This is a genomic window from Streptomyces durocortorensis (assembly GCF_031760065.1).
GTDB lineage: Bacteria > Actinomycetota > Actinomycetes > Streptomycetales > Streptomycetaceae > Streptomyces.
This window is the reverse complement of sequence record NZ_CP134500.1, coordinates 5,915,825-5,935,803: the sequence shown is the minus strand read 5'-3', so window position 1 is coordinate 5,935,803 and position 19,979 is coordinate 5,915,825. Positions and strand designations below refer to the sequence as shown.

Here is a 19,979-nt window from a genome sequence, read left to right as displayed (position 1 = left end):
CCGAAGGCCCCGGCGGGGAGCCGGGGCCTTCGGGAAGCGGGGTGCGCGGGTGGGGTCAGACGTTCAGACCGTGGGAGCGCAGGTAGCCGACGGGGTCCATGTCGGAGCCGTAGTCGGGGGTGGTCCGGGCCTCGAAGTGCAGGTGCGGGCCGGTGGAGTTGCCGGTGGAGCCGGACAGGCCGATCTGCTGACCGGAGGCGACGCTCTGGCCGACGGAGACGCCGATCGAGGAGAGGTGGCCGTACTGGGTGTACGTGCCGTCCGCCATCCGGAGCACGATGTTGTTGCCGTACGCACCGCCCCAGCCGGCCTCGACGACCGTGCCGGCGCCGACCGCGACGACGGAGCTGCCGGAGGGGGCCATGAAGTCCACGCCGGAGTGGCTGCCGGATGACCAGAGCGAACCGCCCGCCTTGTAGCCGGTGGTGACGTGGGATCCGGCGACCGGGAGGTGGAAGGCGTTCAGGCGGGCGCGCTCGGCGGCGCGGGCGGCGCGGGCCTTCTCCTCGCGGATCTCCTTGGCGCGGGCCTCGGCCTTGCGCTCGGCCTCCGCCTTCGCCTTGGCCTTGGCGGCCTCGGCCTTGGCTTCGGCGGCGGCCTTGGCCTTCGCCTTGGCGATCGCTTCGGCCTGCTGCTGCTGCGCCTCCGCCTGGGCGTCGATCTGCTCGGCGAGGGTGGCGTCGAGGGCGATGGTCTGGGTGAGGCCGGTGTCGACGACCTTGGGCGCCTCGGCGTCCGCGGCGAGGGCCGGAGAGGCCAGCGAGCCGAGGACTCCGGTGGTGGTCAGAGCCGCGATTCCGGCGGCCTGGGCGCTCCGGCGCGTGAGGCGGCTCGGGGCACGGTGCTTCCCGGTGGCACGGGTGAACGCCATGAAGAGGCTGATCCTTTCCTTCCCTCTCGCCTACCGGGTTAGCTGACGGGTTCGGAGCAGGAAGGTCTCCTACGGATCGCCGCGCCGGGTGTGGCGCGGATCTCCGATTCACCCCAGGGACTGCGTGGGTCCCCGGCTCCCCAGGCTCGCGCCTGACGGGGACTCGGCGATCGCTGCCCGGCGCCGCGGATGCGGCATACGGGTGACGGACAGCGGAGCCGACGCTAAGCGGGCCGCCTTCCCATCACCAAACGGACAAGGGGATTTGTCGCACATCCCACAGGGCAGACAGGCAACTTATCCACCAAAGTTGATGAACTGCCCTAATCGGGCAAAAGGGAGGACCCCGACGAACTATTGTTCGCCGAGGTCCTGTTTGCCCCGTTACAGTGCGCTTGCGTCAGCCGGTGACGACGGACACCTCTCCGATGCCGAGCGCCTTTACGGGCTCCGCGATCTGAGCGGCATCCCCCACCAGGACCGTGACCAGCCGGTCCACCGGGAAGGCGTTGACGACGGCGGCGGTCGCCTCCACCGTGCCCGTCTCGGCGAGCCGGGCGTAGAGGTGGGCCTGATAGTCGTCGGGGAGGTGCTGCTCGACCTGGTCGGCCAGGGTGCTCGCGACGGAGGCGGCGGTCTCGAACTTCAGCGGGGCGACGCCCACCAGGTTCTGCACGGCCGTCTCGCGCTCGGCGTCGGTCAGCCCCTCGGCGGCCAGCGTCCGCAGGACCTTCCAGAGGTCCTCCAGCGCCGGTCCGGTGGACTCGGTGTCCACCGAGCCGCTGATCGCGAGCATGGCCGCGCCGCCCGAGTCGGGGCCGCTGGAGCGCAGCACCTGGGCGAAGGCGCGCACACCGTAGGTGTAGCCCTTCTCCTCGCGCAGGACCCGGTCCAGCCGGGAGGTGAGGGTCCCGCCCAGGCAGTACGTGCCGAGCACCTGTGCGGGCCACACGCTCTCGTGCCGGTCGGCGCCGATCCGGCCGATCAGCAGCTGGGTCTGGACCGCGCCGGGGCGGTCCACGATGACCACACGGCCGGTGTCGTCCGCGGTGATCGGCGGGACCGGGCGGGCCTGGCCCGCGTTGCCCGACCAGTCGCCGAGGGTGTCGGCCAGCAGCTCGTCCAGGTCGATGCCGGTGAGGTCACCGACGATCACGGCGGTCGCGGTCGACGGGCGGACGTGGGCGTCGAAGAAGGCACGCACCGCGGCCGCGTCGATCCGGCGCACCGTCTCCTCGGTGCCCAGACGCGGGCGGGACATCCGGGCGGTGGCCGGGAAGAGCTCCTTGGAGAGCTGCTTGGCAGCGCGCCGGGACGGGTTGGCCTGCTCGTGCGGGATCTCGTCGAGGCGGTTGCCGACGAGGCGCTCGATCTCGCTCTCGGCGAAGGCCGGGGCTCGCAGCGCCTCGGCGACCAGACCGAGGGCCTTGGCCAGCCGGGAGGCCGGGACCTCCAGGGAGACCCGGACACCGGGGTGGTCGGCGTGCGCGTCCAGGGTGGCGCCGCAGCGCTCAAGCTCGGCGGCGAACTCCTCGGCGCTGTGCTTGTCGGTGCCCTCGGACAGCGCCCGCGACATGATCGTGGCCACGCCGTCCAGGCCCTCGGGCTCGGCCTCCAGCGGCGCGTCCAGGAAGATCTCCACGGCGACGACCTGCTGGCCGGGGCGGTGGCAGCGCAGCACGGTCAGCCCGTTGGGCAGGGCGCCTCGCTCGGGTGCGGGAAAGGCCCACGGCCGGGCGGTGCCCGGGGTCGGCTGCGGGTGGTAGTCCATGGCTACTCCAGTCACGGCGGCGTCGCTCACTTGTCCGCCCCCTCGGGTGCTTCGGTGCCTGCCGTGTCCTCGACGGCCCCGTCGTCCTCGGCCGGCTCGATGGGCTCGTAGACCAGCACCGCCCGGTTGTCGGGGCGCAGGGCCGCCCGCGCCGCCTCGCGCACCTCCTCCGCGGTGATGTCCAGGACTCGTCCCACGGCGCTCAGGGCGAGCTGCGGGTCGCCGAACAGGACCGCGTAGCGGCACAGTTCGTCGGCGCGGCCCGCAACCGTCCCCAGGCGGTCCAGCCACTCGCGCTCCAACTGGGCCTGCGCGCGCTCCATTTCCTCCGGGGTGGGCCCCTCGGCGGCGAACCGGGCCAGCTCCTCGTCGACCGCGGCCTCGATCTGCTCCACCTCGACCCCGCCGGAGGTCTTCACATCCAGCCAGCCCAGCGAGGGCGCACCGGCGAGCCGCAGCAGCCCGAAGCCTGCCGCCACCGCCGTACGGTCGCGGCGGACCAGGCGGTTGTGCAGGCGGGAGGACTCGCCGCCGCCGAGCACGGTCAGCGCCAGGTCGGCCGCGTCACAGGCGCGGGTGCCGTCGTGCGGGAGGCGGTAGGCGGCCATCAGCGCACGCGCCGGGACCTCTTCGTGGACCACTTCGCGCAGCTGCTCGCCGATGATCTCGGGCAGGGTGCCGTCGCGCGGCGGCTGCTTGCCGTCGTGGGACGGGATGGAGCCGAAGTACTTCTCGACCCAGGCGAGGGTCTGCTCGGGGTCGATGTCCCCGACGATGGAGAGCACCGCGTTATTGGGCGCGTAATACGTACGGAAGAACGCGCGGGCGTCCTCCAGGGTGGCCGCGTCCAGGTCGGCCATGGAGCCGATCGGGGTGTGGTGGTACGGGTGGCCCTCGGGGTAGGCGAGGGCGGTGAGCTTCTCGAACGCGGTGCCGTAGGGCACGTTGTCGTAACGCTGGCGCCGTTCGTTCTTGACGACGTCGCGCTGGTTCTCCATGGACTCCTCGTCGAGCGCGGCGAGGAGGGAGCCCATACGGTCGGCTTCCAGCCAGAGGGCCAGCTCCACCTGGTGGGTGGGCATGGTCTCGAAGTAGTTGGTCCGCTCGAAGCTGGTCGTCCCGTTGAGCGAGCCGCCGGCCCCCTGGACGAGCTCGAAGTGGCCGTTCCCCTTGACCTGGCCCGAGCCCTGGAACATCAGGTGCTCGAAGAGGTGAGCCAGGCCGGTGCGTCCCTTGACCTCGTGGCGTGAGCCGACGTCGTACCAGAGGCAGACCGCGGCGACCGGGGTCAGATGGTCCTCGGAGAGCACCACACGCAGGCCGTTGGCCAGGCGGTGCTCGGTCGCTGTCAAGCCGCCGGAGCCGGCCTGTGCGGTGGCCGTGTGACCCATGGGCATGTACGTCCCTTCGATCGCGATACTGGACTTCCTGACCGGTACTTCCTGCCAGACCTGCCACTCTAAGCAAGCGCACCGGCACCTGGCGAAGTTCCCGTTCCGCGGAAGTTTCCGTCGATGGTGCCTCAGGCCGCGCCGCCTCGGACCGCTTCGGACGGGTCGAGGTCCGCGTTGTCGGTGCGGCGGTCCACAATGGTCCGCATCAGTACCCCAGGTTGTCCGATCAGAATCCGTGTATCCGAGAAGGAGTCGCAGCCGCGATGGCCCGCCGTAGCATGAAGACCCCGCCGCCGGACGACTTCGAGGAGAAGATCCTCGACATCGACGTCGTCGACGAAATGCAGGGCTCCTTCCTTGAGTACGCGTACTCGGTGATCTACTCCAGGGCCCTGCCCGACGCCCGCGACGGCATGAAGCCGGTGCACCGGCGCATCGTCTCCCAGATGAACGAGATGGGGCTGCGCCCCGACCGCGGCTATGTGAAGTGCGCCCGCGTCGTCGGCGAGGTCATGGGCAAGCTGCACCCCCACGGCGACGCGTCGATCTACGACGCCCTGGTGCGGATGGCGCAGCCCTTCTCGATGCGGCTGCCCCTGGTCGACGGCCACGGCAACTTCGGCTCCCTCGGCAACGACGACCCGCCGGCCGCCATGAGGTACACCGAGTGCCGGATGGCCGACGCCACGTCGTTGATGACCGAGGCGATCGACGAGAACACCGTCGATTTCCAGTCGAACTACGACGGTCAGGAGCGCGAGCCGGTCGTCCTGCCGGCGGCCTACCCCAACCTCCTGGTCAACGGGGTGTCCGGGATCGCCGTGGGCATGGCGACCAACATGCCCCCGCACAACCTGGGCGAGGTCATCGCCGCGGCCCGGCACCTGATCAAGCACCCGGGCGCCGACGTCGAGACGCTGATGCGTTTCGTCCCCGGCCCCGACCTGCCCACCGGCGGCCGGATCGTCGGCCTGTCCGGCATCAAGGACGCGTACACCGCGGGCCGCGGCACGTTCAAGATCCGTGCCACCGTCTCCGTGGAGAACGTGACGGCCCGCCGCAAGGGTCTCGTCGTCACCGAACTGCCCTTCACCGTCGGCCCGGAGAAGGTGATCGCCAAGATCAAGGACCTCGTCTCGGCGAAGAAGCTCCAGGGCATCGCGGACGTGAAGGACCTCACCGACCGGGCGCACGGACTGCGCCTGGTCATCGAGGTGAAGAACGGCTTCGTGCCGGAAGCGGTGCTGGAGCAGCTCTACAAGCTGACGCCGATGGAGGAGTCCTTCGGCATCAACAACGTGGCGCTGGTCGACGGCCAGCCCCTCACTCTCGGGCTCAAGGAGCTGCTGGAGGTCTATCTCGACCACCGCTTCGAGGTCGTGCGCCGCCGCAGCGAGTTCCGCCGCACCAAGCGCCGCGACCGGCTGCATCTGGTCGAGGGTCTCATCGTCGCGCTGCTCGACATCGACGAGGTCATCCGGATCATCCGGGACAGCGACAACTCGGCGCAGGCGAAGGAGCGTCTGATGGCGCACTTCTCGCTGAGCGAGATCCAGACGCAGTACATCCTGGACACCCCGCTGCGCCGGCTCACCCGCTTCGACCGGATCGAGCTGGAGAGCGAGCGGGACAAGCTCAACGGCGAGATCGAGGCGCTGACCGCGATCCTGGAGTCGGACGCGGAGCTGCGCAAGCTGGTCTCCTCGGAGCTGGCGGCCGTGGCGAAGAAGTTCGGCACGGACCGGCGCACGGTGCTGCTGGAGTCGGCCGGTTCGCAGATCGCCTCCGTGCCGCTGGAGGTGGCGGACGACCCGTGCCGGGTGCTGCTCTCCTCGACGGGCCTGCTGGCCCGCACGGCGAACGCGGAGCCGGTGGAGATCGCCGAGGACGCCCGGCGGACCAAGCACGACGTGATCGTGTCGGCGGTGGCGGCGACGGCGCGCGGCGATGTCGGGGCGGTGACCTCCACCGGGCGGCTGCTGCGGCTCTCGGTGATCGACCTGCCGCAGCTGCCGGACACCCACGCGGAGCCGAATCTCTCGGGCGGCGCGCAGATCTCCGAGTTCCTGACGCTGGAGGCGGACGAGGAGCTGATCTGCCTCACCACCCTCGACGAGGCCTCGCCGGGCTTGGCGATCGGCACGCTCCAGGGTGTGGTGAAGCGCGTCGTGCCGGACTATCCGGCCAACAAGGACGAGCTGGAGGTCATCACCCTCAAGGACGGTGACCGTATCGTGGGCGCGACCGAGCTGCGTACGGGCGAGGAGGACCTGGTCTTCATCACCTCCGACGCCCAGCTCCTGCGCTACCCGGCGGGCTCCGTGCGGCCGCAGGGGCGGGCCGCCGGAGGCATGGCGGGCGTCAAGCTGGGGGCGGGGGCCGAGGTGCTGTCCTTCACGGCGGTGGACCCGGCGGCGGACGCGGTGGTATTCACGGTGGCCGGTTCACACGGCACGCTCGACGACTCGGTGCTGACGTGCAAGCTCACCCCGTTCGACCAGTATCCGCGCAAGGGCCGGGCGACCGGCGGGGTGCGCTGCCAGCGGTTCCTGAAGGGCGAGGACGTCCTGGTCTTCGCCTGGGCGGGCGCCACCCCGGCGAGGGCCGCCCAGAAGAACGGCTCCCCGGCGAAGCTGCCGGAGCCTGACCCGAGGCGCGACGGTTCGGGCACGCCGCTGCTCCAGCCGGTGGCCGTGATCGCGGGTCCCCCGCTGTAGGCCCCTCTTCCGTACGGTGGGAAGCGGCCCGGGGGTTCACACCTCCGCGGCCGCTTCTCGCACGTCCACGGGATCGGCTTCCGGTACGTCCACGGGGTCCGGTTCCTGGTGCACGTACCGGAGCACGCCCCACATCCCGCGTTCGGCGTCAGGGGTGTCCAGGCCATCGGCCAGGGCCTGCTCCGGGTTCTCGACCCGGCAGGCGGCCAGCCCCTCCCGGAGCGCCTCGGCGTCGATGCCCGCGCCGATCATGACGAGCTGGGTGAGCCGCGGTTCGCCCCGCGCCCACGGCTGCGGCACGAACCGGAGGAACCGGCCGACCGCGTGCAGCGCGTACTTGTTGTGCCGGTCGCCGGCGCCGAAGTCCGCGAACCCCTTGATCCGGTAGAGGCCTTCGGGCCGGGAGTCCAGGAACGCGATGAAGCGGCGCGGGTCCATGGGGACGTCCGAGGTGAACTCGACGCTCTCGTACGCCGCGTGAAGATGGCCGGCGTGGTCCTCATGCCCCTCGCACTCCTCCTCCCGCAGCAGATCCTCGAAGGTCAGCTGACGGGTCTTCTCCTCGCCGTCGGGCCGCAGCGCGGGGTCGAAGAGCAGCTCGGGGTCGATCCGGCCGTGCTCGGCGGAGATCACGGCGGCGGGCCCGCTCAGCGCCGCGACCCGTTGGCGCAGCTCCTCGTGTTCCGTCGCGCCGATCCGGTCGGTCTTGTTCAGCACGACAAGGTCCGCGACGGTGAGATGACGGTCGAGCTCGGGGTGGCGCTCCCGGGTGCGGTCGAACTCCGCCGCGTCGACGACCTCGACGAGACCTCCGTACAGGATGTGCGGGTTGTCGCTGGCCAGCAGCATGCGGACGAGTTCCTGGGGTTCGGCCAGGCCGCTCGCCTCGATGACGATCACGTCCAGCCGGGCGGAGGGCCGGGTGAGCGTCTCCAGGAAGGTGTCGAGTTCGCTCGCGTCGACCGCGCAGCACAGGCAGCCGTTGCCCAGCGAGACCGTCGAGCCGACCTGCCCCGAGACGGTCATGGCGTCGATCTCGATGGCCCCGAAGTCGTTGACGATCACACCGATCCGGGTGCCCGCCCGGTTGCGGAGGAGGTGGTTGAGGAGCGTGGTCTTGCCGGAGCCGAGGAAGCCCGCCAGGACGACGACCGGGATCTGCGGGGTACGGGGCGGGGTCAACGGGAGCGCCTTCCTGGGTTTCGTCGGTTTCGTCGTCCGGGGCGCGGGGGCCGGTCAGCCGCACATCAGCGACGGATCACCGGGAATTCTCTCGCGCGGCTGGGCGGTGGAGCCGCGCACCACCAGCTCCGGTTCGAAGAGCAGCTCGTCCGAGGGTACGGGCCGCCCGCGAAGACCACACCGGAGACCTGCTGCTGGCGAAGCAGCTCGACGTAGTCCGCCTCGGAGACACCGCCCTTGGTCCGGGTGCAGAGCACGGGGGCCAGTCCCCGCTGGGCGAGCGCGCCGCCGACCACTTCGGCGAAGGCCGGGAAGACGGGGTTCCGCAGCTCGGGCAGGACCAGGCCGACAAGCCGGGCCCGTTCGCCGCGCAGCTGGGTCGGGCGCTCGTATCCGAGGACGTCCAGCGCGGAGAGAACGGCCTGCCTGGTGGCGCCGGAGACGCCGGCTCACCGTGAGGAACGCCGGTGGGCAAGGGGGTACGCCCGTCGAATGCCGGGCCCGGCCTCCGCCTGCCCCTCGGATTTCTGCCACACCGATTCGGCCTCTACCGTTCGTACGATGAACGCCCCACCGTCCCCCGGCCGGGGACCGCTCCGGTTCGGCTGGCCGCAGCGGGTCTTCTCCCAGGTGCTGCTGATGCAGCTGGCCATCATCACCGGCGTCACCGTCCTGGTCACCGGCCTGTTCCTGGCCCCGCTGAGCGCGCAGCTGGACGACCAGGCGATGCGCCGTGCGCTGGCCATCGCCCAGAGCACGGCCGCCCAGCCGGGGATCATCGAGGGCCTGAGCACCACGGAGCCGTCGGAGCGGGGGCGTGTGCAGCGGACCGCCGAGCGGGTCAGGCGGGCCACCGGCGCGGAGTACGTCGTCGTGATGGACCGGCGGGGCGTGCGCTGGTCGCATCCCGAGGCCCGGCGGATCGGGGAGGTCGTCTCCACCGACCCCTCTGACGCGCTGCGCGGCCGCGAGGTGATGGAAATCGACAGCGGGACCCTCGGCCGCTCGGCGCGGGGCAAGGTGCCGCTGTTCGGCCCCTCCGGCGAGGTGGTCGGCGCGGTGTCGGTCGGCATCGAGTACGACAGCGTCCGCTCCCGCCTCCTCGGGGCGATCCCGGGGCTGCTCGCGTACGCGGGCACCGCCCTGGCCGTCGGCGCCCTCGCCGCGTACCTGATCTCCCGCCGTCTGCAACGGCAGACCCATGACCTGGCGTTCTCCGACATCTCCGCGCTGCTGACCGAACGCGAGGCCATGCTGCACGGCATCCGCGAGGGCGTCGTCGCGCTCGACGGGACCGGACGCATCCGGCTGCTCAACGACGAGGCGCAGCGGCTGCTCGGCCTCGGCCCGGAGGCGGCGGGGCGGCCGCTGGACGAGGTGCTGGACGGCGGCCGGACCGCGGACGTACTGGCCGGGCGCGTGGCCGGCGACGATCTGCTGGCGGTACGGGGCAGCCGCGTGCTGCTGGCCAACCGGATGTCCACGGACGACGGCGGAGCCGTGGTCACCCTGCGCGACCGGACCGAGCTGGAGCGCCTCGGCCGGGAACTCGACTCCACCACCGGGCTGATCGACGCCCTGCGCGCCCAGGACCATGAGCACGCGAACCGGCTGCACACGCTGCTCGGGCTGCTGGAGCTGGAGATGCACGAGGACGCGATGGAGTTCGTCACGGAGGTGGTGGGTGTCCACCGGGCGACGGCGGAGCAGGTCACGGAGAAGGTCCGGGACCCTTTGCTGGCGGCCCTGCTCGTCGGCAAGACCACGGTCGCCGCCGAGCGCGGCGTCTCGCTGCGGGTGGCACCCGGCACGCTGCTCCCGGACCGGGTGATCGACCCCCGGGGCCTGGTCACGGTGGTCGGCAACCTCGTCGACAACGCCACGGACGCGGCAGCCGGATCGGACGGGGCGAGGATCGAGGTCGGGCTGCGCGTAGAGGGCCGTACGGTAGTGCTGCGGGTGCACGACAGCGGGCCCGGCATCCCGCCGGAGTGGCATGCGTCGATCTTCACGGAGGGCTGGTCCACCAAGGACGTCCCGGCACACGGCAAACGCGGCCTGGGGCTCGCCCTCGTACGGCGGCTGGCGGAGCGGCAGGGAGGCAGTGTGACGGTCTCCGGGCCCGAGGAGGGCGGCGCGGTGTTCACCGTCGTACTCCCGGAGGCACTGGCCGAACCGGAACCCGAGCCGACGGCTCCGGGCGCGACGGCCCGCACAGCCACGACGGGAGAGAACCGGTGATCCAGGTGCTGATCGTGGACGACGACGTCCGGGTGGCACAGATCAACGCGGCGTACGTCGCCAAGGTCCCCGGCTTCCGGGTGACCGCGCGGGCCCACTCGGCCGCCGAGGCGCTGGCCGGGGTCGAGGAGGTCCCGGTGGACCTGATCCTGCTGGACCACTACCTCCCCGACCGCAACGGCCTCGCCGTCGTACGGGAACTGCGCCGCCTCGGCCGTCAGGTCGACGTGATCATGGTGACCGCCGCGCGCGATGTGGCCACCGTGCAGGACGCGATGCGGCACGGCGCGCTCCAGTACCTGGTGAAGCCGTTCACGTACGCGGGCCTGCGCTCCAAGCTGGAGGCGTACGCCGCCCTGCGGCAGGCGCTCGACGGGGGTGGGGAGGCCGAACAGGCCGAGGTCGACCGGCTGTTCGGGGCGCTGTGGGCGGCGGGCGAGCCGGACCTCCCCAAGGGCCACTCCCCCACCACCGCCGGACTCGTGAGGCAGGCCCTGCGCGGCGCCGATGGCCCGCTCTCGGCTCAGGAGATCGCGGACAGCGCCGGAATGAGCCGGCAGACGGCCCAGCGCTATCTGAAACTGCTGGAGCGCACCGGCAAGGTCCGGCTGACGCTTCGTTACGGCGAGACCGGCCGCCCGGAACACCGCTACGCCTGGTCCGCGGGCTGAAGCCCCTCGCTGGTCCTCGGGTTGAGCCCTGCCCGGCGGCGGGGCCGGGCCCGCCCGGCCCCGCCCTACGCCGCACCCGCCCCCGTCAGCGCCCGGACCTCCGTCTCGGCGTGCTTGGCCGCGTCCGGCTTCTCTCGCGAGGTGACCGTACCGAGCCACCCCGCCAGAAAGCCGAGCGGGATCGAGACGAGGCCCGGATTCTCCAGCGGGAAGAGCTGGAAGTCGGCTCCGGGGAACAGGGACGTGGGGCTGCCCGAGACGACAGGCGAGACCAGGACCAGGACGACCGCCGGGATCAGGCCCCCGTACACCGCCCAGACCGCGCCCCGGGTGGTGAAGCCGCGCCAGAACAGGGAGTAGAGCAGGGCCGGGAGGTTCGCCGACGCGGCCACGGCGAAGGCGAGGCCCACCAGGAAGGCGACGTTCAGATCCTGGGCGAGCAGGCCGAGGCCGATCGCCACCACGCCGATGACCGCGGCGGCCACGCGTGCCACGGCCACCTCGCCGTACTGCTTGCGCCCCGGGCGGTGGAGCGAGGCGTAGAGGTCATGGGCGACGGAGGCGGAGGAGGCGAGCGTGATCCCGGCGACGACGGCCAGGATCGTGGCGAAGGCGATGGCGGCGACCACGGCGAAGAGAACCGTTCCGCCGGTGGAACCCTCGCCTCCGCCCAGGTTCAGGGCGAGCAGCGGGACGGCGGTGTTGCCGGCCCCGTTCGAGGCGCGGACCTCGGCGGAGCCGACGAGTGCGGCGGCGCCGAACCCGAGCACGATCGTCATCAGGTAGAAGCTGCCGATGAGGCCGATGGACCAGACCACCGACCGGCGGGCGGCGCGGGCGGTCGGCACGGTGTAGAAGCGCGACAGGATGTGCGGCAGCCCCGCCGTGCCGAGGACCAGGGCGACGCCCAGGCTGATGAAGTCGAAGCGGGAGGTCCAGTCGCCGCCGTAGCGGAGGCCCGGGGCGAGGAAGTCCTTGCCGTGGCCGCTGCGTTCGGCGGCGGTGTTCAGCAGGCTGTTGATGTCACCGCGGAAGTGGACCAGGACGAGGACCGTGAGGGTTACGGCCCCGGCCATCAGCAGGACCGCCTTGACGATCTGGATCCAGGTGGTGGCACGCATGCCGCCGAACGACACGTAGACCACCATGAGCGCGCCGACGCCGACGACCGTCCAGGACCGGGCGGTGCCGCTCGTCCCGCCGAGCAGCAGGGCCACCAGGGAGCCCGCGCCGACCATCTGGGCGACGAGGTAGAGCACGGAGACGGTGACGGACGAGGTGCCGAGCGCGGTGCGCACCGGGCGCTCCGCCATCCGCGCGGCGACCACGTCGGCGATGGTGAACCGGCCGCAGTTGCGGACCAGTTCGGCGACGAGCAGCAGGACCACCAGCCAGGCGACGAGGAAGCCGACGGAGTAGAGCATGCCGTCGTAGCCGAAGAGTGCGATCAGGCCGGAGATCCCGAGGAAGGAGGCCGCCGACATGTAGTCGCCCGCGATGGCGAATCCGTTCTCCATGGGCGAGAACAGCCGTCCGCCGGCGTAGAACTCCTCGGCTGAGCCCTGCCGGTTGCGGCTGACCCAGGTGGTGATGAAGAGCGTCACCGCGACGAACGCGCTGAACAGGAGCAGGGCCAGTGTCTGGTGGTCGCCTCTCAACGTACGGGCCCCCTCGTCATCTCCTGGCCCAGGCCTCTGGCCATGTTCTGTCCGAGTCCCCTCGTCATCTCCTGGGTGTCCCACCGCAGGTCGAGTGCGGCCCGGTCCCTGCGGAGCCGCGCGTGCCGTGCGTACGCCCAGGTCAGCAGGAAGGTGGTGAGGAACTGGCCGAGCCCGGCCACCATCGCCACATTGACCGCGCCGACGACCGGGCGGGCCATCAGCTCGGGCGCACTGGTCGCGGCGACGACGTAGGCGAGATACCAGAGGAGGAAGGCGAGGGCGGCGGGCACCACGAAGCGGCGGTAGCGGCGGCGCACCTCGCGGAAGGCGGCGCTGCGGTGCACCTCCAGATAGATGTCGGCCGCGCTGGGGGCCGCATCCGGCCCCGCCGTGCCGTCCTCGTCGCCCCAGCCCGAGACCGGCACGTCGTCCCACGGGTCGTCGAGCCGCACTCCTGCGGCCTCCGGCCCTGCTTCCTTCTCCACCGCGCAACTCCCCTGGTCCACGGACCCCTTCGGCCGCATACCCAACCATGGGCCGTTCGGGAAGATCCCCGGCGAGCCATTCGCCCGGCTTCACCCCTTCAGGTGACAGAAGTCCCGGACGGCTGCGCGAATCCCGGGAACGCGCCCGGCCCCCGCCCCGGTGGTCCGGGAGCGGGGGCCGGGCGGACCCTCGAGGGTCAGGCGTCGATGCGCGAGCGGTCCAGGGTGGCCGCCGAGCTGGTGATGAACTCCTTGCGGGGCGCGACCTCGTTGCCCATCAGCAGGTCGAAGACCTGCTCGGAGGATTCCAGGTCCCCGATGTTGATGCGCCGCAGGGTGCGGTGGCGCGGGTCCATCGTCGTCTCGGCCAGCTGGTCGGCGTCCATCTCGCCCAGGCCCTTGTAGCGCTGGATCGACTCCTTGATCCGGACGTTCTTGCGCTGGAACTCCAGGAGGGTCTGGCGCAGCTCGCTGTCGGAGTAGGTGTAGACGTACTTGTCCTGCCCCTTCTTGGGCTGGACCAGCTCGATCCGGTGGAGCGGCGGCACCGCGGCGAAAACCCGTCCGGCCTCGACCATCGGGCGCATGTAGCGCTGGAAGAGGGTCAGCAGCAGGCAGCGGATGTGGGCGCCGTCGACGTCGGCGTCCACCAGCAGGACGATCTTCCCGTAGCGCGCGGCGTCGATGTCGAAGGTCCGCCCGGACCCGGCTCCTATGACCTGGATGATCGCACCGCACTCGGCGTTCTTGAGCATGTCCGAGACGGACGACTTCTGTACGTTGAGGATCTTTCCGCGGATCGGCAGCAGCGCCTGGAACTCGCTGTTCCGGGCCAGCTTGGCGGTGCCGAGCGCCGAGTCGCCCTCGACGATGAAGAGCTCGCTGCGCTCGACGTCGTCGCTGCGGCAGTCGGCGAGCTTGGCGGGCAGCGAGGAGGATTCCAGCGCGGTCTTGCGGCGCTGGGCGTCCTTGTGCTGCCGGGCCGCGATCCGGGTGCGGGCGGCGGCGACCGCCTTCTCCAGGACCGCCCGGGCCTGGGCCTTGGCATCCCGCTTGGTGGAGGTCAGGAAGGCCTTGAGCTCCTTGGCGACCACGTTGGCCACGATCCGGTTGGCCGCCGAGGTGCCGAGCACCTCCTTGGTCTGCCCCTCGAACTGCGGCTCCGCCAGCCGTACGGTGACGACGGCCGTGAGCCCTTCGAGGGCGTCGTCCTTGACGACGTCGTCCTCGGCGACCCGCAGCATCTTCGCGGAGCGCAGCGCCTCGTTCACCGTCTTGGTGAGGGAGCGCTCGAAGCCGCTGACGTGGGTGCCGCCCTTGGGGGTGGCGATGATGTTGACGAAGGACCGGACGGTGGTGTCGTAGCCGGTGCCCCAGCGCAGCGCGATGTCGACGCCGAGCTCGCGGGTGACCTCGGTGGCGGTCATGTGGCCGAGGTCGTCGAGGACGGGAACGGTCTCCTTGAAGGTGCCCGTGCCGGTCAGCCGCTGGACGTCGCAGACGGCCTTGTCCTGGGCGAGGTACTCGCAGAACTCGCTGATGCCGCCGTCGAAACGGAACGTCTCTTCGGTCTTGCCCTCGCCGTCGAGCCCCCGCTCGTCGCGGACGATGATCGTGAGGCCGGGGACGAGGAAGGCCGTCTGGCGGGCCCGCTGGTAGAGCGTCTCCAGGTTGAGCTTGGCGTCCTTGAGGAAGATCTGGCGGTCCGCCCAATACCGCACCCGGGTACCCGTGCGGGTCTTGGGGACGCGCTTGCCCTTGCGCAGGCCGTTGGCCGGGTCGAACGGGCTGTCCGGCCCCTGCTCGGTGAACATGCCGGGGACGCCGCGCCGGAAGCTGATGGAGTGGGTCGCGCTGTTGCGGTCGACCTCGACGTCCAGACGGGCGGAGAGTGCGTTGACCACGGAGGCGCCGACGCCGTGGAGGCCCCCGGAGGCCGCGTAGGAGCCGCCGCCGAACTTGCCTCCGGCATGCAGCTTGGTCATGACGACCTCGATGCCGGAGAGCCCGGTCTTGGGCTCGACGTCGACCGGGATGCCGCGGCCGTTGTCCCGGACCTCCACGGAGGCGTCGTCGTGGAGGATGACCTCGATCTGGTCGCAGTAGCCGCCCAGCGCCTCGTCGACGGAGTTGTCGATGATCTCCCAGAGGCAGTGCATGAGGCCGCGGCTGTCGGTGGACCCGATGTACATCCCGGGGCGCTTGCGGACGGCCTCCAGCCCTTCGAGGACGAGGAGGTGCCGCGCGGTGTAGTTGGAGCTGTCCCGGTCGCCGCCTGCTGCGGCCAGCATCGCGGTGGACGGCACGGACGTTTCGGCGGTCACGCGGTTCGCTCCTCGCTGAATTTCATCTGGGGCCCCGGTGGGTATCGGGCTGGGCTTCGGTTGCCGCTGAGAGCCTACAGAGGCCTGGTAGAGCGGTTGTAACGCCACCCTCGGGGAATCCTCATGCTAGTCGAGCCTCATCCAGGCTCGCATGGATGTTCGATCATTCGTTGGAGTGACGTGCACATCACGTTCCCTTCGACGCATGAACCATTTAGGCTCCGGGCACGTCCTCATGAACAAACCGGCAAGCCGGCCGGCGGGACACACCCCCAAGACAAGCAATGCGAAACCGTAGCGCTCCGCATACGGCACATTCGCCGCCAACCGGCAACAGACAGCCACACCGAGAAGAAGTTTCGAAGAAAAGCCACGAGCGGGAACGTTTTCGGCCTGGTTGGATGTTGACCCTGGTACGACAGCTCGTCGAGCTAGAGAAGAGGCGACGTGACTACTGTTCTGACCCCCGCGAGCCCGCTGACCGCAGCAGACCGCTGTGACCGTTGCGGCGCCCAGGCCTATCTGCGCGTCGTCCTGATCAGCGGCGGTGAACTGCTCTTCTGCGCCCACCACGGACGCAAGTTCGAGCCGGAACTCAAGAAGATCGCCGCGGAAATACAGGATGAGACGGATCGGCTCACCGCCGTGCAGACGGCCGCCGCCGACGAGGACCAACACTGACACCTCGCATCCACGACGAGCCAGGGGCTGGTCCAGGACCAGCCGACGGGCGGCTCCCCCACCGGGGGGAGCCGCCCGTTCTCGTCGTATCCGCGGCTCTCACCGTCCCCGCGTATCCGCAGTTCTCGCCGCCTCCGCGCCGGGCGGGCCGCTTCAGATGCGGCCCGCGGCCCACTCCAGGGCGGCCGAGACCCGCGTGTACACCCCGGGGCTGCCCGCCCGACCGCAGCCGCTGCCCCAGGACACCAGGCCGATGAGCCGCCCACGGGCCACCAGCGGCCCTCCGCTGTCCCCCTGGCACGCGTCCCGGCCCCCTACGCGTTCGCCCGCGCAGAGCATCGCCGAGGCGTCGTACGTACCCTCCTTGCCGCCCGGGTAGGCGCGCGCGCAGTCGCGGTCAGACAGGACATGGACCCGCGCGGAGCGCAGTACGGAGGAGTAGGTGCCGCTGCCCGTCGTGTCACCCCACCCGTAGACGTCCGCGGCCGTCCCGGCCCGGTAGGCGGCGTCCCCGGCCCGCGCCATCGGGATGACGCTGCTCCTGGGCAGCGCCCGGGCCAGGGTCAGCACCGCGAGGTCGCCGGCGTTGGAGCCGGGGTCGTACGCCGGATTCACCCAGATGTCCCGGACCGGGGTCTCCAGGCCGCCGGAATCGCTCAGCCGCGCGCGCCCCGAGATGACCAGCAGGTCCTTCACCCGGTTCGCCGGTCCGCCGAGCGCCTCGTCACCCAGACAGTGGGCGACCGTCAGGATCTTCGTGGGCGCCACGGCGACCCCGCCGCAGAACTGGCCGGACCTCGCTCCCCCGAACCTGTCACGGCTCGACAGGGCCACCACCCAGGGGCTGTCCGCCACGGGTGTGGGCTGCCCGCCGACGATGATGCTGTCCGCGACTGCCGGGGCAGGGGAGGCGAGCGGCAGCACGGCCGTCGCAGCGGCCAGGGCCAGCACCCCGGTCAGGGCACGGACTACGGAACGGGGCATGGAGGCTCCTGACGCTGAGGTGAAAGACAATCCACCCAGCGTGATCCAGGCTCCCGCTGTCCGCACCCGAGGACACGCCGGAGGGCCCGGATCCCCTGGGGGGGGTTCCGGGCCCTCGGCCGGTCGTTCTCGCGCTCGGCCGTCCTCGCGCTCGACCGAGGTACTCGCGACTCCTAGTCGAGGTAGTCGCGCAGAACCTGCGAGCGCGACGGGTGTCGAAGCTTCGACATCGTCTTCGACTCGATCTGACGGATGCGCTCGCGCGTCACGCCGTAGACCTTGCCGATCTCGTCCAGCGTCTTGGGCTGACCGTCGGTGAGTCCGAAGCGCATCGAGACCACGCCGGCCTCACGCTCGGAGAGCGTGTCGAGCACCGAGTGCAGCTGCTCCTGGAGGAGCGTGAAGCTGACCGCGTCCGCCGGGACGACGGCCTCGGAGTCCTCGATCAGGTCACCGAACTCGCTGTCGCCGTCCTCGCCGAGCGGGGTGTGCAGCGAGATCGGCTCGCGGCCGTATTTCTGGACCTCGATGACCTTCTCGGGGGTCATGTCGAGCTCCTTGGCCAGCTCCTCCGGGGTGGGCTCACGGCCCAGGTCCTGGAGCATCTGGCGCTGCACACGCGCGAGCTTGTTGATGACCTCGACCATGTGCACCGGGATACGGATGGTGCGGGCCTGGTCGGCCATGGCGCGGGTGATCGCCTGACGGATCCACCAGGTGGCGTACGTGGAGAACTTGTAGCCCTTGGTGTAGTCGAACTTCTCCACCGCGCGGATCAGACCGAGGTTGCCCTCCTGGATCAGGTCCAGGAAGAGCATGCCGCGACCGGTGTAACGCTTGGCCAGGGAGACCACCAGACGGAGGTTGGCCTCCAGGAGGTGGTTCTTGGCGCGGCGGCCGTCCTCGGCGATGATCTCCAGCTCGCGCTTGAGCTTCGGCGCGAGCTTGTCGGCGTTCGCCAGCTTGTCCTCGGCGAAGAGACCGGCCTCGATGCGCTTGGCGAGCTCGACCTCCTGCTCGGCGTTGAGGAGGGGAACCTTGCCGATCTGCTTCAGGTAGTCCTTGACCGGGTCGGCGGTGGCGCCGGCGACGGCGACCTGCTGGGCAGGTGCGTCGTCATCGTCGTCGTCGGAGAGGACGAAGCCCTTGTTCTCGCCCTCGCCCTCCTCTTCCTCGCCCTTGCCGGCCTTGACTTCCTCGACAGCCTCGTCGCCGTCGAGGAGCTCGTCGTCCTGCTTGCCGGACTTCTTCGCCGCTGTCTTCTTGGCCACCGTCTTCTTCGCGGCGGTCTTCTTTGCAGCCGTCTTCTTGGCGGCGGTCTTCTTGGCCGGAGCGGCCGCGACGGCGTCATCGGCCACCGCGCCCGCGCTCTCGGCCGTCGGCGCGGCGGTGGCCGCGACGGTCCTGGTCACGGCGGTCTTCGCCGCGACGGTCTTGGTGGCGGTGCGCTTGACCGGGCTCTTCGCTGCGACGCTCTTGCGGGCGCGCTTCGGCGACTCCGCGGCACTGACCATCAGCGTCACACCCTCTTCCTCGAGGATCTGGTTGAGGCTGCGCAGAACGTTCTTCCACTGGGTTGGCGGAATCTGGTCAGCCTCGAAGGCCCGACGCACGTCATCGCCGGCGATCTGCCCATCAGCCTTTCCCCGCTCGATGAGCGCCATCACAGACTCGGACTCGGCGATCTCCGGCGGGAGCGTACGGGATGTGCTGGCCGACACGAACAACCTCTCGGAACGATGGAAACGGCTTCCGGCCCCGCCCTGGAGAGGGCTGGAACCGACGACCGTCGACTGGGGATGTCGCCGACGGCGCGGGTTTGGCCTCAGAACTGCACAGCGCCCTCAGGGCCTGCTGTATTCCTTCCGCGGCGGTCACCTCTTAAGTCATCGCGCTGCTTCGAGGAGTGTTACGCCCAATCCGCGTGGCCCGAGTCACACCTCATTCGCGACCAACCGACCCAGGGATGACATCTCCCCACAATTGTGCCGCCGGACCCGTGCGGTCCGGCGACACAGGGCCCCGGCGCCCCGGCCGTGCTTCGGTCAGTGCTCGCGCGGCGCGGGCACCACACGCTCGACGTCGGGGTGGACGACGAGCAGCTGCCTCATGGCCGACTCGGCGGCCGCGGCGTCACCGGAGGCCAGGGCGTCGGTGATCCGCGCGTGGTGGGCGAGGGAGGACTCACCGGGGCGGTCACAGCCGGTGACCGGACCACCGGAGACATGCAGGGCGGCCGAGACGATGCCGGAGAGGTGTTCGAGCATCCGGTTGCCCGCGGCCTGGATGAGCAGGGAGTGGAACTCCGCGTCGGCGCGGGAGAAGGTGATCGCGTCCCCCTGCCCCATCGCGTGCCCCATGATCTCCACCATGTCGCCGAGGCGCTGCTGGATGTCGTCCCGGCCGTGCCCGGCCGCGAGGCGGGCGGCGAGCGGTTCGATGGTCCAGCGGAGCTCGGCCAGCTCGCGGCGCTGATCGTCTCGCTGGGGGCCGAAGGCCCGCCATTCGATGATGTCGGGGTCCAGCAGATTCCAGTCGCTGACCGGGCGGACCCTCGTGCCCACGTTGGGGCGCGCGCTGACCAGCCCCTTGGCTTCGAGCACGCGCAGGGACTCGCGTACGACGGTGCGGGAGACCTCGAACCGCTGACCGATCTCCTCCGGCACGAGGGGGCGGTCCGCGCCGAGGTCACCGGAAACGATCATCTGGCCCAGCTGCTGGACGAGTTGGCCGTGGAGACCGCGCCCCCGGCTGGCAGCCCCCCGTCGGCTCGCCCGTCCCAGCTCGGAATCGGAACCGCCCCAGGGCCGGGAAACAGCTCGCTCGCCGGCCGGCGCCTCCGTATAGGGATAGCGGTCGAGTTCGCCCGGACCGGCCAGGCCGGAGTCGGCGGAGCGGGCGGCGGTCATCATGGTGTGCGCAAGGGTACTCACGCATCCTTTGTCGGCCCGGCTCGCCCGCCCCTTGAGGTCTTTGCTGAAAAGCACACGAAAGGGT

At 70.8% G+C, this 19,979-nt stretch carries 14 protein-coding genes, 1 pseudogene and 1 riboswitch; of the genes and pseudogenes, 4 read left to right on the top strand and 11 right to left on the bottom strand.

Translation table 11 applies throughout. The features are described 5' to 3' along the window. Window positions 1-55: 55 nt before the first annotated feature. The 3 genes from RI138_RS26240 to RI138_RS26230 form a co-directional block, all read right to left on the bottom strand. On the bottom strand, window positions 56-871 hold the full coding sequence (locus RI138_RS26240; RefSeq protein WP_311121862.1) for a M23 family metallopeptidase: 816 nt from the start codon (window positions 869-871) through the stop codon (window positions 56-58). Window positions 872-883: 12 nt separating this feature from the next. Continuing rightward, a riboswitch (cyclic di-AMP (ydaO/yuaA leader) is annotated at window positions 884-1,050 on the bottom strand. Window positions 1,051-1,271: 221 nt separating this feature from the next. Then, window positions 1,272-2,642 carry a M16 family metallopeptidase gene (locus RI138_RS26235; RefSeq protein ID WP_311121861.1) on the bottom strand — a complete coding sequence of 457 codons (1,371 nt, stop codon included), beginning with the start codon at window positions 2,640-2,642 and terminating at the stop codon, window positions 1,272-1,274. Between the two features lie 26 nt (window positions 2,643-2,668). Then, complete coding sequence (locus RI138_RS26230; RefSeq protein WP_179500270.1) at window positions 2,669-4,033, bottom strand: M16 family metallopeptidase; 1,365 nt, start codon at window positions 4,031-4,033, stop codon at window positions 2,669-2,671. Window positions 4,034-4,299: 266 nt separating this feature from the next. Here RI138_RS26230 and RI138_RS26225 point away from each other — a divergent pair, with 266 nt between their 5' ends. Next, a complete protein-coding gene (locus RI138_RS26225) occupies window positions 4,300-6,753 on the top strand; it encodes a DNA gyrase/topoisomerase IV subunit A (protein ID WP_311121860.1) in 2,454 nt (817 codons plus the stop codon). 36 nt (window positions 6,754-6,789) lie between these two features. Here the strand turns inward: RI138_RS26225 and RI138_RS26220 are convergent, their stop codons facing one another. Together RI138_RS26220 and RI138_RS26215 are read right to left on the bottom strand one after the other, a co-directional pair. Beyond that, window positions 6,790-7,935, bottom strand: coding sequence for a CobW family GTP-binding protein (locus RI138_RS26220; RefSeq protein WP_311121859.1), 1,146 nt, complete (start codon window positions 7,933-7,935; stop codon window positions 6,790-6,792). 155 nt (window positions 7,936-8,090) lie between these two features. Further along, window positions 8,091-8,381, bottom strand: a pseudogene (locus tag RI138_RS26215) (LacI family transcriptional regulator); the annotation flags it as partial. 115 nt (window positions 8,382-8,496) lie between these two features. On the opposite strand from RI138_RS26215, the gene RI138_RS26210 reads away from it, so the two are divergent. Together RI138_RS26210 and RI138_RS26205 are read left to right on the top strand one after the other, a co-directional pair. Further along, entirely contained in the window at window positions 8,497-10,176 is a 1,680-nt protein-coding gene (locus RI138_RS26210) for a sensor histidine kinase (RefSeq protein WP_311121858.1), read from the top strand. Beyond that, a complete protein-coding gene (locus RI138_RS26205) occupies window positions 10,173-10,847 on the top strand; it encodes a response regulator (protein ID WP_096630701.1) in 675 nt (224 codons plus the stop codon). The genes RI138_RS26210 and RI138_RS26205 overlap by 4 nt, the downstream gene beginning before the upstream one ends. A gap of 65 nt (window positions 10,848-10,912) precedes the next feature. Here RI138_RS26205 and RI138_RS26200 read toward each other — a convergent pair whose 3' ends face one another. The 3 genes from RI138_RS26200 to RI138_RS26190 form a co-directional block, all read right to left on the bottom strand. Continuing rightward, window positions 10,913-12,505 (bottom strand): solute symporter family protein, encoded by a 1,593-nt coding sequence (locus tag RI138_RS26200; protein ID WP_311121857.1) that lies wholly within the window; start codon window positions 12,503-12,505, stop codon window positions 10,913-10,915. Further along, a complete protein-coding gene (locus RI138_RS26195; protein ID WP_311123014.1) occupies window positions 12,502-12,960 on the bottom strand; it encodes a DUF485 domain-containing protein in 459 nt (152 codons plus the stop codon). Before RI138_RS26195 ends, RI138_RS26200 begins: the two co-directional genes overlap by 4 nt. Before the next feature lie 230 nt (window positions 12,961-13,190). Further along, entirely contained in the window at window positions 13,191-15,317 is a 2,127-nt protein-coding gene (locus RI138_RS26190; RefSeq protein WP_096630695.1) for a DNA gyrase/topoisomerase IV subunit B, read from the bottom strand. Window positions 15,318-15,764: 447 nt separating this feature from the next. Between RI138_RS26190 and RI138_RS26185 the strand changes: the two genes are divergently transcribed. After that, window positions 15,765-15,998 (top strand): DUF7455 domain-containing protein, encoded by a 234-nt coding sequence (locus RI138_RS26185; RefSeq protein WP_006128079.1) that lies wholly within the window; start codon window positions 15,765-15,767, stop codon window positions 15,996-15,998. A 153-nt stretch (window positions 15,999-16,151) separates the two neighbouring features. Here the strand turns inward: RI138_RS26185 and RI138_RS26180 are convergent, their stop codons facing one another. The 3 genes from RI138_RS26180 to RI138_RS26170 form a co-directional block, all read right to left on the bottom strand. Next, entirely contained in the window at window positions 16,152-16,982 is an 831-nt protein-coding gene (locus RI138_RS26180; protein ID WP_311121856.1) for a S1 family peptidase, read from the bottom strand. A 173-nt stretch (window positions 16,983-17,155) separates the two neighbouring features. Further along, the gene (locus RI138_RS26175; protein WP_311121855.1) at window positions 17,156-18,703 is read right to left on the bottom strand and encodes an RNA polymerase sigma factor; all 1,548 of its coding nucleotides are present in this window, start codon (window positions 18,701-18,703) and stop codon (window positions 17,156-17,158) included. 324 nt (window positions 18,704-19,027) lie between these two features. After that, the gene (locus tag RI138_RS26170; RefSeq protein WP_179500268.1) at window positions 19,028-19,915 is read right to left on the bottom strand and encodes a FadR/GntR family transcriptional regulator; all 888 of its coding nucleotides are present in this window, start codon (window positions 19,913-19,915) and stop codon (window positions 19,028-19,030) included. Between the last annotated feature and the right edge of the window lie 64 nt (window positions 19,916-19,979).

What these genes read in the sequence shown, in the direction of transcription:
- RI138_RS26210 (WP_311121858.1), top strand. Translation starts at nt 8,497, where the DNA reads ATGAACGCCCCACCGTCCCCCGGCCGGGGACCGCTCCGGTTCGGCTGG.
- RI138_RS26240 (WP_311121862.1), bottom strand. Translation starts at nt 871, where the DNA reads ATGGCGTTCACCCGTGCCACCGGGAAGCACCGTGCCCCGAGCCGCCTC.
- RI138_RS26230 (WP_179500270.1), bottom strand. Translation starts at nt 4,033, where the DNA reads ATGGGTCACACGGCCACCGCACAGGCCGGCTCCGGCGGCTTGACAGCG.
- RI138_RS26235 (WP_311121861.1), bottom strand. Translation starts at nt 2,642, where the DNA reads ATGGACTACCACCCGCAGCCGACCCCGGGCACCGCCCGGCCGTGGGCC.
- RI138_RS26180 (WP_311121856.1), bottom strand. Translation starts at nt 16,982, where the DNA reads ATGCCCCGTTCCGTAGTCCGTGCCCTGACCGGGGTGCTGGCCCTGGCC.
- RI138_RS26225 (WP_311121860.1), top strand. Translation starts at nt 4,300, where the DNA reads ATGGCCCGCCGTAGCATGAAGACCCCGCCGCCGGACGACTTCGAGGAG.